This is a genomic window from Neisseria subflava (assembly GCF_003044645.1).
Lineage (GTDB): Bacteria > Pseudomonadota > Gammaproteobacteria > Burkholderiales > Neisseriaceae > Neisseria > Neisseria subflava_B.
In genome coordinates, this window is sequence record NZ_POXL01000008.1 from 21,166 (window position 1) to 36,419 (window position 15,254).

Below are 15,254 nucleotides of genomic sequence, written 5' to 3' on the forward strand. Positions count from 1 at the left end.
CAATGGCGAAAAACCTATTAATCGTCGAATCCCCGTCTAAAGCCAAAACCCTGAAGAAATATCTAGGCGGTGATTTTGAAATTTTGGCGTCTTACGGCCACGTCCGCGATTTGGTTCCGAAAAGCGGAGCAGTCGATCCTGACAACGGCTTTGCCATGAAATACCAATTGATCAGCCGCAACAGCAAACACGTCGATGCCATCGTCGCCGGTGCCAAAGAAGCCGAAAACATTTACCTCGCAACCGACCCGGATAGGGAAGGCGAAGCCATTTCTTGGCATCTTTTGGAAATCCTCAAATCCAAACGCGGCTTGAAAAACATCAAGCCGCAGCGTGTCGTGTTCCACGAAATTACCAAAAACGCCGTCCTCGATGCCGTTGCCCATCCGCGCGAAATCGAAATGGACTTGGTTGATGCGCAACAAGCCCGTCGTGCTTTGGACTATCTGGTCGGTTTCAACCTTTCGCCATTGTTATGGAAAAAAATCCGCCGCGGTTTGAGCGCAGGCCGCGTGCAAAGTCCCGCACTGCGTTTGATTTGCGAACGCGAAAATGAAATCCGCGCGTTTGAAGCGCAGGAATATTGGACGGTACATCTCGATAGCCACAAAGGCCGCAGCAAGTTCACCGCCAAACTCGCCCAATACAACGGCGCGAAACTCGAGCAATTCGATCTGCCGAACGAAGCCGCTCAAGCTGACGTGTTGAAAGAACTCGAAGGCAAAGAGGCCGTCGTTACCGCCATCGAAAAGAAAAAGCGCAGCCGCAATCCTGCCGCGCCGTTCACCACTTCTACCATGCAGCAGGATGCCGTGCGCAAACTCGGCTTTACCACCGACCGTACCATGCGTACCGCCCAGCAGCTTTACGAAGGTATAGACGTAGGGCAGGGCGCCATCGGTCTGATTACCTATATGCGTACCGACAGCGTGAATTTGGCTGATGAAGCGTTAACTGAAATTCGCCATTACATCGAAAACAAAATCGGCAAAGAATATCTGCCAAGTTCGGCCAAGCAGTACAAAACCAAATCCAAAAACGCCCAAGAAGCCCACGAAGCCATCCGTCCGACTTCCGTGTACCGCACGCCTGAAAGCGTCAAACCCTTCCTGAGCGCAGACCAGTTCAAACTGTATCAAATGATTTGGCAGCGCACCGTTGCCTGTCAGATGACGCCCGCCAAATTTGACCAAACCACCGTCGATATTACCGTCGGCAAAGGCGTGTTCCGCGTAACCGGACAAGTGCAAACTTTCGCAGGCTTCTTGAGCGTTTATGAAGAAAGCAGCGATGATGAAGAAGGCGAAGACAGCAAAAAACTGCCCGAAATGAGCGAAGGCGACAAATTGCCTGTGGACAAACTTTACGGCGAACAACACTTCACCACTCCGCCTCCACGCTACAACGAAGCCACACTGGTTAAAGCCCTCGAAGAATACGGTATCGGCCGCCCTTCCACCTACGCCAGCATTATTTCCACGCTCAAAGACCGTGAATACGTTACCCTTGAGCAAAAACGCTTCATGCCTACCGATACAGGCGACATCGTCAATAAATTCTTGACCGAACACTTCGCCCAATACGTCGACTACCACTTCACCGCCAAACTTGAAGACCAGCTTGACGAAATTGCCAACGGCAAACGCCAATGGATTCCTGTTATGGATAAATTCTGGAAGCCGTTTATCAAGCAAGTGGAAGAAAAAGAGGGCATCGAACGCGCCAAATTTACCACGCAGGAACTCGACGAAACCTGTCCGAAATGCGGCGAACACAAACTGCAAATCAAATTCGGCAAAATGGGTCGTTTCGTCGCGTGTGCCGGTTATCCCGAGTGCAGCTACACGCGCAACGTTAACGAAACCGCCGAAGAAGCCGCCGAGCGCATCGCCAAAGCTGAAGCAGAGCAAGCCGAACTTGACGGACGCGAATGCCCTAAATGCGGCGGTCGCCTAGTGTACAAATACAGCCGCACCGGCAGCAAATTCATCGGCTGCGCCAACTATCCGAAATGCAAACACGTCGAGCCGCTGGAAAAACCGAAAGATACCGGTGTCCAATGCCCGCAATGTAAAAAAGGCAACCTCGTCGAGCGCAAATCCCGCTACGGCAAACTGTTTTACAGTTGCAGCACTTATCCGGATTGCAACTACGCCACATGGAATCCGCCCATTGCAGAAACTTGTCCGAAATGTGCATGGCCGGTTTTAACCATCAAAACCACCAAACGCTGGGGCGTCGAAAAAGTCTGCCCGCAAAAAGAATGCGGCTGGAAAGAACAGATTGAACCGCCTGCACCGAAAGAGTAATTGCTTAAAGCTTGGATAGCAAAAGGCCGTCTGAAAAATGATTTTCAGACGGCCTTGTTAGAATTAGAATAGTTGTTCTGTTTCTCCTAGTGGTGATGGATATAAATTAAATTCTTGAGAAAACTTTACTGGATCATAGATAAAATCTTTTATGCTTTCATTTTGATAAAGCGACATTGTCAGTGCTAATGTTCTTGCTTGACAACTAAAAGATTTTGTTGGATTAAATTCAATATCACTAAATGCTTGAAAATTTCTATCTATGAACTCTTCTTTTAAATCATAATTATTTTGGCAATCGAAAAGAGTTTTAATATATAACCAGTCATAGAATAAACTTTTTGGGTCTAAGGGGAAATCACGATTTTCATATGTGAAACGGATCATTTTTCCATGAGATCTTAGTCGCTCATCACGTTTGGCATCTCGTGGCATTTTTCTCAATAGATCTAAAAAGGGTCCACCTTTCTCAAAAACTTTACTACTTTGAAACAGATTTTCAACAGGAATTCTATTTTCATTTTTTAGAAAAAAAGCACTTAGTTGAATACCGATGCTTTGCTTTGATTTGCTGGATGCTTCTAATATCCTTTCAAATCCTTGTTTTTTTGCGTTTTCATGCAAGCTATCAATAGACCGTTGTCTGACAATTTTTGTCATGCCCATATGCCAGTCAAAGCTAATATTTATTTCTTTGACACCAATACTTTGGGAGTCAGGTACAAAAATAGGTCGGGTAGTGGATCCAATACTCTTTTTTTTGGCATTGTTGTTCATCATATATCCTTATTAAAATAGTAACCAAATTATAATGACCGCAATAATAATCAAAGTTGCACAGCCGTCATTGAAACTTGAAGATGGGGAGAAGGTATCACGATCATTGGTCGAACTTGTTTTGTAGTCATGTTTTTTTAGATTATTGGTTGTGTTCGAGAATGTTGAGTTAGATTTACCTTCATTTTTATTAATATGAGATTTGTTGGTGTATTGGATTTTATCTTGTCTATTTATACTTTCATTACGTACTACTAATGATTTAAGTAATTTTTCTCTTTCCTGGTGACGTAACTCAGAAGATTCTTCTTTTTGGGAGTTAATTTTATGTCCTCCTAGGTATGGTAGATTAGATATGGTAGAATTTTCTTTTAACTTTTGTTCTGTCAGTGTTTCAGCAAGTTTCTGTAAGTCAGATGCATTAATAGGAAAATTATCCATAATAATAAAATGGATATATTTAGGCTCAATATTCTCGCAGCACTGAATTTCTGCTTGGTCTGAGGTAGGTTCGTAATCTAAAAAATACGTTTTTCGAGTAAAGGTATTAATGGAGCCATTAGCTTTTTCTATACTCACTGATGGTGCAAACATTGCTTCAAAGCGGTCGGCACCAGTCATTTCTTCGAATGAAAATTTTCTATAACAGGCTGTAGCTGCATTATGTGGAAAAAAAGCACATTTCTTATTGATCAGAATAGAAGAGTCTACAAGAAGCAGACATAGATCCAAACCATTATTTTGTTTGCGCTTAAGCATCCAATAATTAGGTTTACCGATTGAAAGGCAAATAGTATTTGAATATTTATCAAAACGATGACTATCTGTAACCTTGGCATTAATGGGAATTAAATCTCTAGTCTTTAATCCATTATTCAATATATCAGTTATATTCGACTTAGGAGTAAAATGATATAACCATTTTATTCCTCTGCTTTTAATTATGTTTAAAAGAGGATCATCGGTTATTTGACGGTCGTTATTGTTTGATTGTGTATTGATTTCAGAATTATACCAAATATTGGTATCGTATTCTGCACTATAAAAACAATAGAATTTACCTAATTTTTTCAAATTTAGGATTTCGGAGTTAGCCGTTTGTGTGTCTATAGATGTATGTGATATAGGTGTAATTTTCATTTCGTATATTAAAAAAAGAATAAGACTGGGTTATAAAAGAAGATATCTAGAATAAATATTAAAATAATGGTATCTAATTGAATATTGCATAACCAGCTGTTAAAAGTTTAAAATCTATCCCAATAATTCAACCATCTATACAGAAAGTTTAGCCTATGGAAACTCACGAAAAGATCCGCTTGATACGCGAATTAAATAAATGGTCTCAGGAAGAAATGGCGGAAAAGTTAGCCATGTCTGCCGGCGGATACGCTAAGATTGAGCGAGGTGAGACACAATTGAATATTCCAAGACTGGAGCAGTTGGCGGCTATCTTTAAAGTAGATATGTGGGATTTGTTAAAATCAAGTAATAACGGGATGGTTTTGCAGATTAATGAAGGAGACAGTGGAGGCGATATCGCTTTATATGCCTCAAGTGATATAGCTATGAAATTGGAGTTGTTGAATCAGGAGTTAAAACATTGCCGGGAAATGCTGGAGCAGAAGGATAAGGAAATTGAGTTGTTAAGGCAGTTGGCTGCTTCTGTGCAGAAGTAAAAGCCTAGGCCGTCTGAAAAATGATTTTCAGACGGCCTTTTTGTATTGTAAAGGATAGAAGGGAATACGGTTTAGTAGTAGTTTCACTATATAATTGAGGCCGTCTGAAAACCCGGCATCTTTTAAGAATCATGGCAAACAACAAACATTCCAAACACACTAATCAAGTACGCATCATCGGTGGACAATGTAGGGGAAGAAAGTTAACTTTTCTGTCCGCAGATGGTTTGCGTCCGACACCTGATAGCGTGCGTGAAAAACTGTTTAACTGGTTGAGTCAGGATTTAACCGGCAAAACAGTATTAGATTTATTCAGCGGCAGTGGTGCTTTGGGAATGGAGGCGGCTTCTCGTCATGCGGCAAAAGTGGTAATGGTCGATAACCACCGCCAAACTGTGCAAACACTTCAGAAAAATGTTCGTGAATTAGGTTTGAAACAGGCGAAAATTGAGTGTTCAGACAGCATGGCTTATCTGACAAGGCCGTCTGAAAAATTTGATGTTGTGTTCCTTGATCCGCCGTTTGCATGGGAAGATTGGCAAAATCTGTTTATCCGATTGCAAAGCCACTTGAAAAATGGGGCAATGGTCTATATTGAAGCAGGGAAGCTGCCTGAAAAACCGGATTGGCTGGAAATTTATCGGGAAGGAAAGGCGGGAATGAGTAGGTTTGAATTGTTGCTCTATTCGCAAGTTGCTGAATAGTATAGAATTTGAGAATCATTCCCAAGGTGTAAAACATTCTTTCAAACGGATTGTTCCGACGTCATTTGTGCTATAATCCGCGCCCAATCGGTTTTGATAATTTAAGAAAAAAGGAAATAGAAATGTCGCTCTTTATTACAGATGAGTGCATTAACTGCGATGTGTGCGAGCCGGAATGCCCTAATGATGCCATTTCGCAAGGTGAAGAAATTTACGAAATCAATCCAAATTTGTGTACGCAATGTGTGGGCCATTACGATGAGCCGCAGTGCCAACAGGTATGTCCTGTCGACTGTATCTTGATCGATGAAGAACATCCTGAAACGCACGAAGAACTGATGGCCAAGTACGAAAAAATCATTCAGTTTAAGTAAATAGTGTTTAAAAGCAAAAGCTTGGATATTTTTAAAGAAATAAATGAAAAAAAATCTTGACGGAAATCTGAGTTGCCAATAAACTAGCGTTCTCTTTTGGAGGGATTCCCGAGCGGTCAAAGGGGGCAGACTGTAAATCTGTTGCGTGAGCTTCGAAGGTTCGAATCCTTCTCCCTCCACCAAAAATTCTTACTTGGAGCAAATAGTGAGTATGCGGGTGTAGCTCAATGGTAGAGCAGAAGCCTTCCAAGCTTACGGTGAGGGTTCGATTCCCTTCACCCGCTCCAAACAATTTCGCCCATGTAGCTCAGGGGTAGAGCACTCCCTTGGTAAGGGAGAGGTCGGCAGTTCAAATCTGCCCATGGGCACCATCTCATTATTACCCTTTCTTTCAAAAGCTTAGATTATAGGATATTGCCATGGCTAAGGAAAAATTTGAACGTAGCAAACCGCACGTAAACGTTGGCACCATCGGTCACGTTGACCATGGTAAAACCACTCTGACTGCTGCTTTGACTACTATTTTGGCTAAAAAATTCGGTGGTGCTGCAAAAGCTTACGACCAAATCGACAACGCTCCTGAAGAAAAAGCTCGTGGTATTACCATTAATACCTCACACGTAGAATACGAAACTGAAACCCGTCACTACGCACACGTAGACTGCCCGGGGCACGCCGACTACGTTAAAAACATGATTACCGGTGCTGCCCAAATGGACGGCGCTATCTTGGTATGTTCCGCAGCTGACGGTCCTATGCCACAAACTCGTGAACACATCCTGTTGGCTCGCCAAGTAGGTGTGCCTTACATCATCGTATTCATGAACAAATGCGACATGGTTGACGATGCCGAGCTGTTGGAACTGGTTGAAATGGAAATCCGTGACTTATTGTCAAGCTACGACTTCCCAGGCGACGACTGCCCAATCGTACAAGGTTCTGCACTGAAAGCTTTGGAAGGTGACGCTGCTTACGAAGAAAAAATCTTCGAATTGGCTGCTGCCTTGGACAGCTACATCCCAACACCTGAGCGTGCTGTGGACAAACCTTTCTTGTTGCCTATCGAAGACGTATTCTCTATCTCTGGCCGTGGTACAGTAGTAACCGGTCGTGTAGAGCGCGGTATCATCCACGTTGGTGATGAGATCGAAATCGTAGGTCTGAAAGAAACTCAAAAAACCACTTGTACCGGTGTTGAAATGTTCCGCAAACTGCTGGACGAAGGTCAAGCTGGTGACAACGTAGGTGTATTGCTGCGTGGTACTAAACGTGAAGACGTAGAGCGTGGTCAAGTATTGGCTAAACCAGGTACTATCACTCCTCATACCAAGTTCAAAGCAGAAGTATACGTACTGAGCAAAGAAGAGGGTGGTCGTCACACTCCATTCTTCGCTAACTACCGTCCACAATTCTACTTCCGTACTACTGACGTAACTGGTGCAGTTACTTTGGAAGAAGGCGTAGAAATGGTAATGCCGGGTGAGAACGTAACCATTACTGTAGAACTGATTGCGCCTATCGCTATGGAAGAAGGTCTGCGCTTTGCGATTCGCGAAGGTGGTCGTACCGTAGGTGCGGGTGTGGTTTCTTCTATTATCGCTTAAGTTTAGAGGCCAATAGCTCAATTGGTAGAGTATCGGTCTCCAAAACCGAGGGTTGGGGGTTCGAGACCCTCTTGGCCTGCCAAATAAAAAATTAACCGGCCTTGTGCCGGTTAATTTTTTTGTACTTAAGTTTTAAGATTATCTAGAATTAATTATATGGATCAATGTTTCCATCTAAAATGGATGGTGGGTGGGGCATTGATAAGTGAGTAAAGATGACAGAACATCCGTCTGGACACAAAGAAGACCATCAGAAAAAGGAAGTAGTGGTAAGCAGTAAACCAGCTACTGAGAAGAAAGAAGGTCTGTTTGCATATTTTAAGAGCTCTTGGACCGAGTTCAAGAAAGTGGTTTGGCCGAGTCGTGATGAAGCGGTCAAAATGACTGTATTTGTGATTATCTTCGTTGCAGTTTTAGCAGCCTTCATTTATGCGGCAGATACAATTATTTCATGGTTGTTTTTTGATGTTTTATTAAATAGGAAAGGGTAAAGATGTCAAAGCGTTGGTATGTGGTACAGGCCTATTCCGGTTTCGAGAAAAATGTTCAAAAAACATTGAAAGAGCGTATTGCTCGTGAAAACATGGAAGAATATTTCGGTCAGATTCTCGTTCCTGTAGAGGAAGTGGTAGATATCAAGAATGGCCGAAAAACCATCAGTGAGCGTAAATTCTATCCAGGCTATGTGTTGGTTGAAATGGAAATGACCGATGATTCATGGCACTTGGTTAAGAGTACCCCTCGAGTAAATGGTTTTGTAGGTGGTAGCGGAAATCGTCCAATCCCAATTTCTCAAAAAGATGCAGATGCTATTTTGCAACAAGCCAAAACAGGTGTTGAGAAGCCAAAACCAAAAGTTGAATTCGAAGTGGGTCAGCAGGTTCGTGTGAATGAAGGTCCATTTGCTGATTTCAATGGAATTGTTGATGAAGTTAACTACGAGCGTAATAGACTGCGTGTTTCAGTTCAAATTTTTGGTCGGGAAACACCGGTTGAATTAGAGTTCGGTCAGGTTGAAAAGATTTAAGTGGTTTAATTCGCTTGAAAATTTTTTTTTAAGCAGATATAATCGCAAATTCTGTTTGGGAAGCGGAATGGTTCCGCGTTATACCCGTTTTTAGGAGTCCTTAAGTGGCAAAGAAAATTATCGGCTACATCAAACTGCAAATTCCTGCAGGTAAAGCCAATCCATCTCCCCCAGTTGGTCCAGCCTTGGGTCAACGTGGTTTGAACATCATGGAATTCTGTAAAGCATTTAATGCTGCAACCCAAGGTATGGAACCTGGTTTGCCAATTCCAGTCGTGATTACTGCATTTGCAGATAAGTCATTCACATTTGTGATGAAAACACCACCAGCTTCTATCTTGTTGAAAAAAGCTGCTGGTCTGCAAAAAGGTAGTTCTAATCCTCTGACTAACAAAGTGGGTAAATTGACTCGTGCTCAGTTGGAAGAAATTGCTAAAACTAAAGAGCCTGATTTGACTGCTGCCGACTTGGATGCGGCTGTTCGTACTATCGCTGGCTCTGCTCGCTCAATGGGCTTGGATGTGGAGGGTGTTGTATAATGGCTAAAGTATCTAAACGCTTGAAAGCTCTGCGCTCTTCTGTTGAAGCTAACAAACTGTACGCAATCGACGAAGCAATTGCTCTGGTTAAAAAAGCTGCTACCGCTAAATTTGACGAGTCTGTTGACGTATCTTTCAACCTGGGTGTTGATCCTCGTAAATCTGACCAAGTTATTCGTGGTTCAGTCGTTCTGCCTAAAGGTACCGGTAAGACAACTCGCGTAGCTGTGTTTACTCAAGGTGCAAATGCAGATGCTGCTAAAGAAGCTGGTGCAGATATTGTCGGTTTTGAAGATCTGGCTGCTGAAATTAAAGCTGGTAATCTGAACTTTGACGTTGTTATTGCTTCTCCTGATGCAATGCGTATCGTTGGTCAATTGGGTACCATCTTGGGTCCTCGTGGTCTGATGCCAAACCCTAAAGTAGGTACTGTTACTCCTAACGTTGCTGAAGCAGTTAAAAATGCAAAAGCAGGTCAAGTACAATACCGTACAGATAAAGCCGGTATCGTTCATGCAACTATCGGTCGTGCTTCTTTTGCTGAAGCTGACTTGAAAGAAAACTTCAATGCGTTGCTGGATGCTATCGTTAAAGCCAAACCTGCCGCTGCTAAAGGTCAGTACCTGAAAAAAGTTGCTGTATCCAGCACTATGGGTTTGGGTGTTCGCGTTGATACTGCAAGCGTGAACAACTAAGAAATTTTCAGGTGATCCGGTTTTCTGGATTGCCTGAATTTGGGCTACTTAAAATTAAGTAGATGTCCAAGACCGTAGGGATCGTAAGATTTAATCGTAACTGCCCTACGCAGACGGTAGTCCTGAAACACATTGCAAGATTGCTTGTAAGATGTCTTTTTAGGTTACCGCGCTGGTGGGATATCATTTCGGTATCCTGTTTATAAACAGTGGGAGGTAGACCTTGAGTCTCAATATTGAAACCAAGAAAGTGGCCGTAGAGGAAATTAGCGCAGCAATTGCTAACGCTCAAACTCTCGTAGTCGCTGAATATCGCGGTATCAGTGTTTCCAGCATGACTGAGCTTCGTGCGAATGCACGTAAAGAAGGCGTTTACTTGCGCGTTCTGAAAAATACTCTGGCTCGTCGCGCAGTAGAAGGTACTTCATTCGCAGATTTGGCCGATCAAATGGTTGGTCCATTGGTTTATGCTGCTTCTGAAGATGCTGTTGCTGCTGCTAAAGTGCTGCACCAATTCGCGAAAAAAGATGACAAAATTATCGTTAAAGCCGGTTCTTACAATGGCGAAGTGATGAATCCTGCTCAGGTTGCTGAGTTGGCTTCTATTCCAAGTCGCGAAGAGCTGTTGTCCAAACTGTTGTTCGTTATGCAAGCTCCCGTATCAGGCTTTGCACGTGGTTTGGCTGCTTTGGCAGAGAAAAAAGCTGGCGAAGAAGCCGCTTAATCGATTTTGTTTCATTTAATCAATTATTTTTTAATACAATATTTGGAGTATAAATAGCATGGCTATTACTAAAGAAGACATTTTGGAAGCCGTTGGTTCTTTGACCGTAATGGAATTGAACGACCTGGTTAAAGCTTTTGAAGAAAAATTTGGCGTTTCTGCTGCTGCAGTTGCAGTTGCAGGCCCTGCAGGTGCTGGTGCAGCTGCTGCTGAAGAAAAAACTGAATTCGACGTAGTATTGGCTTCTGCCGGTGATCAAAAAGTTGGCGTGATTAAAGTTGTCCGCGCTATCACTGGTTTGGGTCTGAAAGAAGCTAAAGACATCGTTGACGGTGCACCTAAAACTCTGAAAGAAGGTGTTTCTAAAGCTGAAGCTGAAGACATCCAAAAACAACTGGAAGAAGCCGGCGCTAAAGTCGAAATCAAATAATTTGGTGCTTCCTATGAAGGCTGGCAGTTTTCTGCCAGCCTTATTTTGCTTCTTAAAATAAGCATCAGGCATTGTTTACATTTATTTGCATAGTCTTTATAAAATCATTGCAAATAAATGTAAATATCAGGTTGATGCATGCCGTTGTTTCAGACGGCCTATTATTTAAAATTGCTTTTCGGAGTGTATATGAGCTATTCGTTTACCGAGAAAAAACGTATCCGTAAGAGTTTTGCAAAGCGAGAGAATGTCTTAGATGTTCCTTTCCTGCTGGCAACCCAAATTGATTCTTATGCGAAATTTTTGCAGCTGGAAAATGCTTTTGACCAACGCACTGATGATGGTCTGCAAGCAGCATTTAATTCTATTTTCCCGATTGTGAGCCATAATGGTTATGCGCGCTTGGAGTTTGTGCATTACACATTGGGCGAGCCTTTATTCGATATTCCTGAATGTCAATTGCGCGGCATTACTTACGCGGCTCCATTGCGTGCCCGTATCCGTTTGGTAATTTTGGATAAAGAAGCATCTAAGCCGACTGTAAAAGAAGTTCGTGAAAACGAAGTATATATGGGTGAAATCCCATTGATGACACCAAGCGGCTCTTTTGTCATTAATGGTACTGAGCGTGTGATTGTTTCCCAGCTGCACCGTTCTCCTGGCGTGTTCTTTGAGCATGACCGTGGTAAAACACATTCTTCCGGTAAGTTGTTGTTCTCTGCTCGTATTATTCCTTACCGTGGTTCATGGTTGGATTTTGAATTTGATCCGAAAGATTTGCTGTATTTCCGTATCGACCGTCGCCGTAAAATGCCGGTTACGATTTTGTTGAAAGCTTTGGGCTACAACAATGAACAAATCTTGGATATTTTCTACGACAAAGAAACTTTCTATTTGTCTTCAAACGGTGTTCAAACTGATCTGGTTGTAGGCCGTCTGAAAGGTGAAACTGCCAAAGTTGATATCTTGGATAAAGAAGGTAATGTACTGGTTGCCAAAGGTAAACGCATTACTGCGAAAAATATCCGTGATATTACCAATGCAGGCTTGACTCGTTTGGATGTAGAGCCAGAAAGCTTGATAGGCAAAGCATTGGCTGCTGATCTGATTGATCCGGAAACTGGCGAAGTATTGGCTTCTGCTAACGATGAAATTACAGAAGAACTGTTGGCCAAACTTGATATCCATGGTGTAAAAGAAATTACGACCCTTTATATCAATGAATTGGATCAAGGCGGTTACATCTCCAGCACTCTGCGTACAGATGAAACTGCTGATCAGCAGGCTGCACGCGTAGCGATTTACCGTATGATGCGTCCTGGCGAACCGCCTACCGAAGAAGCTGTTGAGCAGCTCTTCAACCGTTTGTTCTTCAGTGAAGACAGCTATGATTTGTCTCGCGTAGGCCGCATGAAATTTAATACGCGCACATACGAGCAAAAATTGTCTGAAGCACAACAAAATTCTTGGTATGGCCGTTTGCTGAACGAAACTTTGGCTGGTGCATCTGAAAAAGGCGGTTACGTTCTGAGCGTTGAAGACATCGTTGCTTCCATTGCTACATTGGTTGAACTGCGTAACGGTCATGGCGAAGTAGACGATATTGACCACTTGGGTAATCGTCGTGTTCGTTCTGTGGGTGAGTTGACTGAAAATCAATTCCGCAGCGGTTTGGCTCGTGTAGAACGTGCAGTTAAAGAGCGTTTGAACCAAGCAGAATCTGAGAACTTGATGCCGCATGACTTGATCAATGCGAAACCTGTTTCTGCCGCGATTAAAGAATTCTTCGGTTCCAGCCAATTGAGCCAATTTATGGATCAGACCAACCCATTGTCTGAAGTAACCCATAAACGCCGTGTATCTGCATTGGGTCCGGGCGGTTTGACTCGCGAACGTGCAGGCTTTGAGGTGCGAGACGTACATCCGACCCACTATGGCCGTGTATGTCCTATTGAAACACCTGAAGGTCCAAACATTGGTTTGATCAACTCATTGTCCGTTTATGCGCGTACCAATGATTATGGTTTCTTGGAAACTCCTTACCGCCGTGTTGTCGATGGTAAAGTAACTGAAGAAATCGACTACTTGTCTGCTATCGAAGAAGGCCGTTATGTGATTGCACAGGCGAATGCCGATTTGGACAAAGATGGTAATTTGATTGGCGACTTGGTCACTTGTCGTGAAAAAGGCGAAACCATTATGGCAACGCCTGACCGCGTTCAATATATGGACGTGGCAACCGGTCAAGTGGTATCCGTTGCAGCATCTCTGATTCCATTCTTGGAACATGATGACGCGAACCGTGCATTGATGGGTGCCAACATGCAACGTCAGGCCGTACCGTGTCTGCGCCCTGAAAAACCGATGGTTGGTACCGGTATCGAGCGCTCTGTTGCCGTTGACTCTGCAACTGCAATCGTTGCCCGCCGCGGCGGTGTGGTTGAGTATGTAGATGCCAACCGTGTTGTAGTTCGTGTTCATGATGATGAAGCGACTGCCGGTGAAGTGGGTGTCGATATTTACAACTTGGTTAAATTCACCCGTTCCAACCAATCTACCAACATCAACCAACGTCCGGCCGTAAAAGCAGGCGATGTGTTGCAACGTGGTGACTTGGTGGCCGACGGTGCATCTACCGACTTGGGCGAGTTGGCTTTGGGTCAAAACATGACCATCGCCTTTATGCCATGGAACGGTTACAACTACGAAGACTCGATTCTGATTTCAGAAAAAGTGGCTGCGGACGATCGTTATACTTCGATTCACATTGAAGAGTTGAACGTTGTTGCACGTGATACTAAATTGGGTGCGGAAGACATTACCCGCGATATTCCGAACTTGTCTGAGCGTATGCAAAACCGTTTGGATGAATCCGGTATCGTGTATATCGGTGCAGAAGTAGAAGCAGGTGACGTCTTGGTAGGTAAAGTAACACCTAAAGGCGAAACCCAACTGACTCCTGAAGAAAAACTGCTGCGTGCCATCTTCGGTGAAAAAGCATCTGATGTAAAAGATACTTCATTGCGTATGCCTACCGGCATGAGCGGTACCGTTATCGACGTTCAAGTCTTTACTCGTGAAGGTATTCAACGCGACAAACGTGCTCAATCCATTATTGATTCTGAATTGAAACGTTACCGTCAAGATTTGGGTGATCAATTGCGTATTTTCGATAATGACGCATTCGACCGTATCGAACGTATGATTGTGGGTCAAAAAGCCAATGGTGGTCCGATGAAGCTGGCTAAAGGCAGCGAAATCACTACCGAATATTTGGCAAGCCTGTCCAGCAAACATGATTGGTTTGACATCCGTCTGGCTGACGAAGATTTGGCCAAACAGTTGGAACTGATTAAATTGAGCCTGCAACAAAAACGCGAAGAAGCGGATGAGTTGTATGAGATCAAGAAGAAAAAACTGACCCAAGGCGACGAGCTGCAACCGGGCGTACAAAAAATGGTGAAAGTATTTATCGCCATCAAACGCCGTCTGCAAGCCGGTGACAAAATGGCGGGTCGCCACGGTAACAAAGGCGTGGTATCACGCATTCTGCCAGTGGAAGACATGCCTTACATGGCTGACGGCCGTCCGGTAGACATCGTACTGAACCCGTTGGGCGTACCTTCTCGTATGAACATCGGTCAGATTTTGGAAGTTCACTTGGGTTGGGCGGCAAAAGGTATCGGTGAACGCATCGACCGTATGCTGAAAGAGCAACGCAAAGCCAGCGAGCTGCGCGAATTCTTGAACAAGCTCTACAACGGTAGCGGTAAGAAAGAAGATTTGGACAGCCTGACAGATGAAGAAATCATCGAATTGGCTTCTAACCTGCGCAAAGGTGCATCTTTCGCCTCTCCTGTATTCGATGGTGCGAAAGAGTCTGAAATCCGCGAAATGTTGAACTTGGCTTACCCAAGCGAAGATCCTGAGGTTGAAAAACTGGGCTTTAACGACAGTAAAACGCAAATCACGTTGTATGACGGCCGTTCAGGCGAAGCATTTGACCGTAAGGTTACAGTCGGTGTGATGCACTATCTGAAACTGCACCACTTGGTTGACGAAAAAATGCATGCTCGTTCTACCGGTCCATACAGTCTGGTTACCCAGCAGCCTCTGGGCGGTAAAGCTCAGTTCGGTGGCCAACGTTTCGGTGAGATGGAGGTTTGGGCATTGGAAGCATACGGCGCGGCATACACGCTGCAAGAGATGCTGACTGTGAAGTCTGATGACGTGAACGGCCGTACCAAAATGTACGAAAACATCGTCAAAGGCGAACACAAAATCGATGCCGGTATGCCTGAATCCTTCAACGTATTGGTTAAAGAGATTCGCTCACTGGGCTTGGATATCGATTTGGAACGTTACTAAACAGAAGTTTTCAGACGGCCTTTT

14 protein-coding genes and 4 tRNA genes are annotated in these 15,254 nt (G+C 43.8%); 16 read left to right on the forward strand and 2 right to left on the reverse strand.

Annotated features, from left to right (window positions below; genetic code table 11):
* Positions 1-2: 2 nt before the first annotated feature.
* The gene (gene topA / locus DBY97_RS09145; protein WP_070711747.1) at positions 3-2,309 is read left to right on the forward strand and encodes a type I DNA topoisomerase; all 2,307 of its coding nucleotides are present in this window, start codon (positions 3-5) and stop codon (positions 2,307-2,309) included.
* A 63-nt stretch (positions 2,310-2,372) separates the two neighbouring features.
* Here the strand turns inward: topA and DBY97_RS09150 are convergent, their stop codons facing one another.
* Together DBY97_RS09150 and DBY97_RS09155 are read right to left on the reverse strand one after the other, a co-directional pair.
* Positions 2,373-3,089, reverse strand: coding sequence for a DarT1-associated NADAR antitoxin family protein (locus tag DBY97_RS09150; protein ID WP_159069489.1), 717 nt, complete (start codon positions 3,087-3,089; stop codon positions 2,373-2,375).
* 9 nt (positions 3,090-3,098) lie between these two features.
* The gene (locus DBY97_RS09155; RefSeq protein ID WP_107858154.1) at positions 3,099-4,226 is read right to left on the reverse strand and encodes a DarT ssDNA thymidine ADP-ribosyltransferase family protein; all 1,128 of its coding nucleotides are present in this window, start codon (positions 4,224-4,226) and stop codon (positions 3,099-3,101) included.
* Positions 4,227-4,381: 155 nt separating this feature from the next.
* On the opposite strand from DBY97_RS09155, the gene DBY97_RS09160 reads away from it, so the two are divergent.
* From DBY97_RS09160 to rpoB, 15 genes are all read left to right on the forward strand, one after another.
* Complete coding sequence (locus tag DBY97_RS09160) at positions 4,382-4,765, forward strand: helix-turn-helix domain-containing protein (RefSeq protein WP_107858155.1); 384 nt, start codon at positions 4,382-4,384, stop codon at positions 4,763-4,765.
* Between the two features lie 131 nt (positions 4,766-4,896).
* Positions 4,897-5,469 (forward strand): 16S rRNA (guanine(966)-N(2))-methyltransferase RsmD, encoded by a 573-nt coding sequence (gene rsmD / locus DBY97_RS09165; RefSeq protein ID WP_107858156.1) that lies wholly within the window; start codon positions 4,897-4,899, stop codon positions 5,467-5,469.
* A 122-nt stretch (positions 5,470-5,591) separates the two neighbouring features.
* Positions 5,592-5,843: a YfhL family 4Fe-4S dicluster ferredoxin gene (locus tag DBY97_RS09170; RefSeq protein ID WP_003679513.1), complete on the forward strand. Its 252-nt coding sequence runs from the start codon at positions 5,592-5,594 to the stop codon at positions 5,841-5,843.
* Between the two features lie 98 nt (positions 5,844-5,941).
* Positions 5,942-6,025, forward strand: a tRNA-Tyr gene (locus DBY97_RS09175).
* 31 nt (positions 6,026-6,056) lie between these two features.
* Positions 6,057-6,130, forward strand: a tRNA-Gly gene (locus DBY97_RS09180).
* A 9-nt stretch (positions 6,131-6,139) separates the two neighbouring features.
* Positions 6,140-6,214, forward strand: a tRNA-Thr gene (locus DBY97_RS09185).
* A gap of 48 nt (positions 6,215-6,262) precedes the next feature.
* Positions 6,263-7,447 carry an elongation factor Tu gene (gene tuf, locus DBY97_RS09190; protein WP_003684779.1) on the forward strand — a complete coding sequence of 395 codons (1,185 nt, stop codon included), beginning with the start codon at positions 6,263-6,265 and terminating at the stop codon, positions 7,445-7,447.
* A gap of 6 nt (positions 7,448-7,453) precedes the next feature.
* Positions 7,454-7,529, forward strand: a tRNA-Trp gene (locus DBY97_RS09195).
* A 133-nt stretch (positions 7,530-7,662) separates the two neighbouring features.
* Positions 7,663-7,938 (forward strand): preprotein translocase subunit SecE, encoded by a 276-nt coding sequence (secE, locus tag DBY97_RS09200; RefSeq protein ID WP_107858157.1) that lies wholly within the window; start codon positions 7,663-7,665, stop codon positions 7,936-7,938.
* A gap of 2 nt (positions 7,939-7,940) precedes the next feature.
* Positions 7,941-8,474 (forward strand): transcription termination/antitermination protein NusG, encoded by a 534-nt coding sequence (gene nusG, locus DBY97_RS09205; protein WP_003680697.1) that lies wholly within the window; start codon positions 7,941-7,943, stop codon positions 8,472-8,474.
* Between the two features lie 104 nt (positions 8,475-8,578).
* Entirely contained in the window at positions 8,579-9,013 is a 435-nt protein-coding gene (rplK, locus tag DBY97_RS09210) for a 50S ribosomal protein L11 (RefSeq protein ID WP_002220151.1), read from the forward strand.
* Positions 9,013-9,708, forward strand: coding sequence for a 50S ribosomal protein L1 (gene rplA, locus DBY97_RS09215; RefSeq protein ID WP_003677918.1), 696 nt, complete (start codon positions 9,013-9,015; stop codon positions 9,706-9,708). The genes rplK and rplA overlap by 1 nt, the downstream gene beginning before the upstream one ends.
* Positions 9,709-9,931: 223 nt before the next feature.
* Complete coding sequence (gene rplJ, locus DBY97_RS09225) at positions 9,932-10,432, forward strand: 50S ribosomal protein L10 (RefSeq protein ID WP_107858158.1); 501 nt, start codon at positions 9,932-9,934, stop codon at positions 10,430-10,432.
* 58 nt (positions 10,433-10,490) lie between these two features.
* Positions 10,491-10,862 carry a 50S ribosomal protein L7/L12 gene (gene rplL, locus DBY97_RS09230; protein ID WP_003677916.1) on the forward strand — a complete coding sequence of 124 codons (372 nt, stop codon included), beginning with the start codon at positions 10,491-10,493 and terminating at the stop codon, positions 10,860-10,862.
* Positions 10,863-11,051: 189 nt separating this feature from the next.
* Complete coding sequence (gene rpoB, locus DBY97_RS09235) at positions 11,052-15,230, forward strand: DNA-directed RNA polymerase subunit beta (RefSeq protein ID WP_107858159.1); 4,179 nt, start codon at positions 11,052-11,054, stop codon at positions 15,228-15,230.
* Positions 15,231-15,254 lie beyond the last annotated feature (24 nt).

What these genes read in the sequence shown, in the direction of transcription:
- topA (WP_070711747.1), top strand. Translation starts at nt 3, where the DNA reads ATGGCGAAAAACCTATTAATCGTCGAATCCCCGTCTAAAGCCAAAACC.
- DBY97_RS09150 (WP_159069489.1), bottom strand. Translation starts at nt 3,089, where the DNA reads ATGATGAACAACAATGCCAAAAAAAAGAGTATTGGATCCACTACCCGA.
- DBY97_RS09155 (WP_107858154.1), bottom strand. Translation starts at nt 4,226, where the DNA reads ATGAAAATTACACCTATATCACATACATCTATAGACACACAAACGGCT.
- DBY97_RS09160 (WP_107858155.1), top strand. Translation starts at nt 4,382, where the DNA reads ATGGAAACTCACGAAAAGATCCGCTTGATACGCGAATTAAATAAATGG.
- rsmD (WP_107858156.1), top strand. Translation starts at nt 4,897, where the DNA reads ATGGCAAACAACAAACATTCCAAACACACTAATCAAGTACGCATCATC.
- DBY97_RS09170 (WP_003679513.1), top strand. Translation starts at nt 5,592, where the DNA reads ATGTCGCTCTTTATTACAGATGAGTGCATTAACTGCGATGTGTGCGAG.
- tuf (WP_003684779.1), top strand. Translation starts at nt 6,263, where the DNA reads ATGGCTAAGGAAAAATTTGAACGTAGCAAACCGCACGTAAACGTTGGC.
- secE (WP_107858157.1), top strand. Translation starts at nt 7,663, where the DNA reads ATGACAGAACATCCGTCTGGACACAAAGAAGACCATCAGAAAAAGGAA.
- nusG (WP_003680697.1), top strand. Translation starts at nt 7,941, where the DNA reads ATGTCAAAGCGTTGGTATGTGGTACAGGCCTATTCCGGTTTCGAGAAA.
- rplA (WP_003677918.1), top strand. Translation starts at nt 9,013, where the DNA reads ATGGCTAAAGTATCTAAACGCTTGAAAGCTCTGCGCTCTTCTGTTGAA.
- rplL (WP_003677916.1), top strand. Translation starts at nt 10,491, where the DNA reads ATGGCTATTACTAAAGAAGACATTTTGGAAGCCGTTGGTTCTTTGACC.
- rpoB (WP_107858159.1), top strand. Translation starts at nt 11,052, where the DNA reads ATGAGCTATTCGTTTACCGAGAAAAAACGTATCCGTAAGAGTTTTGCA.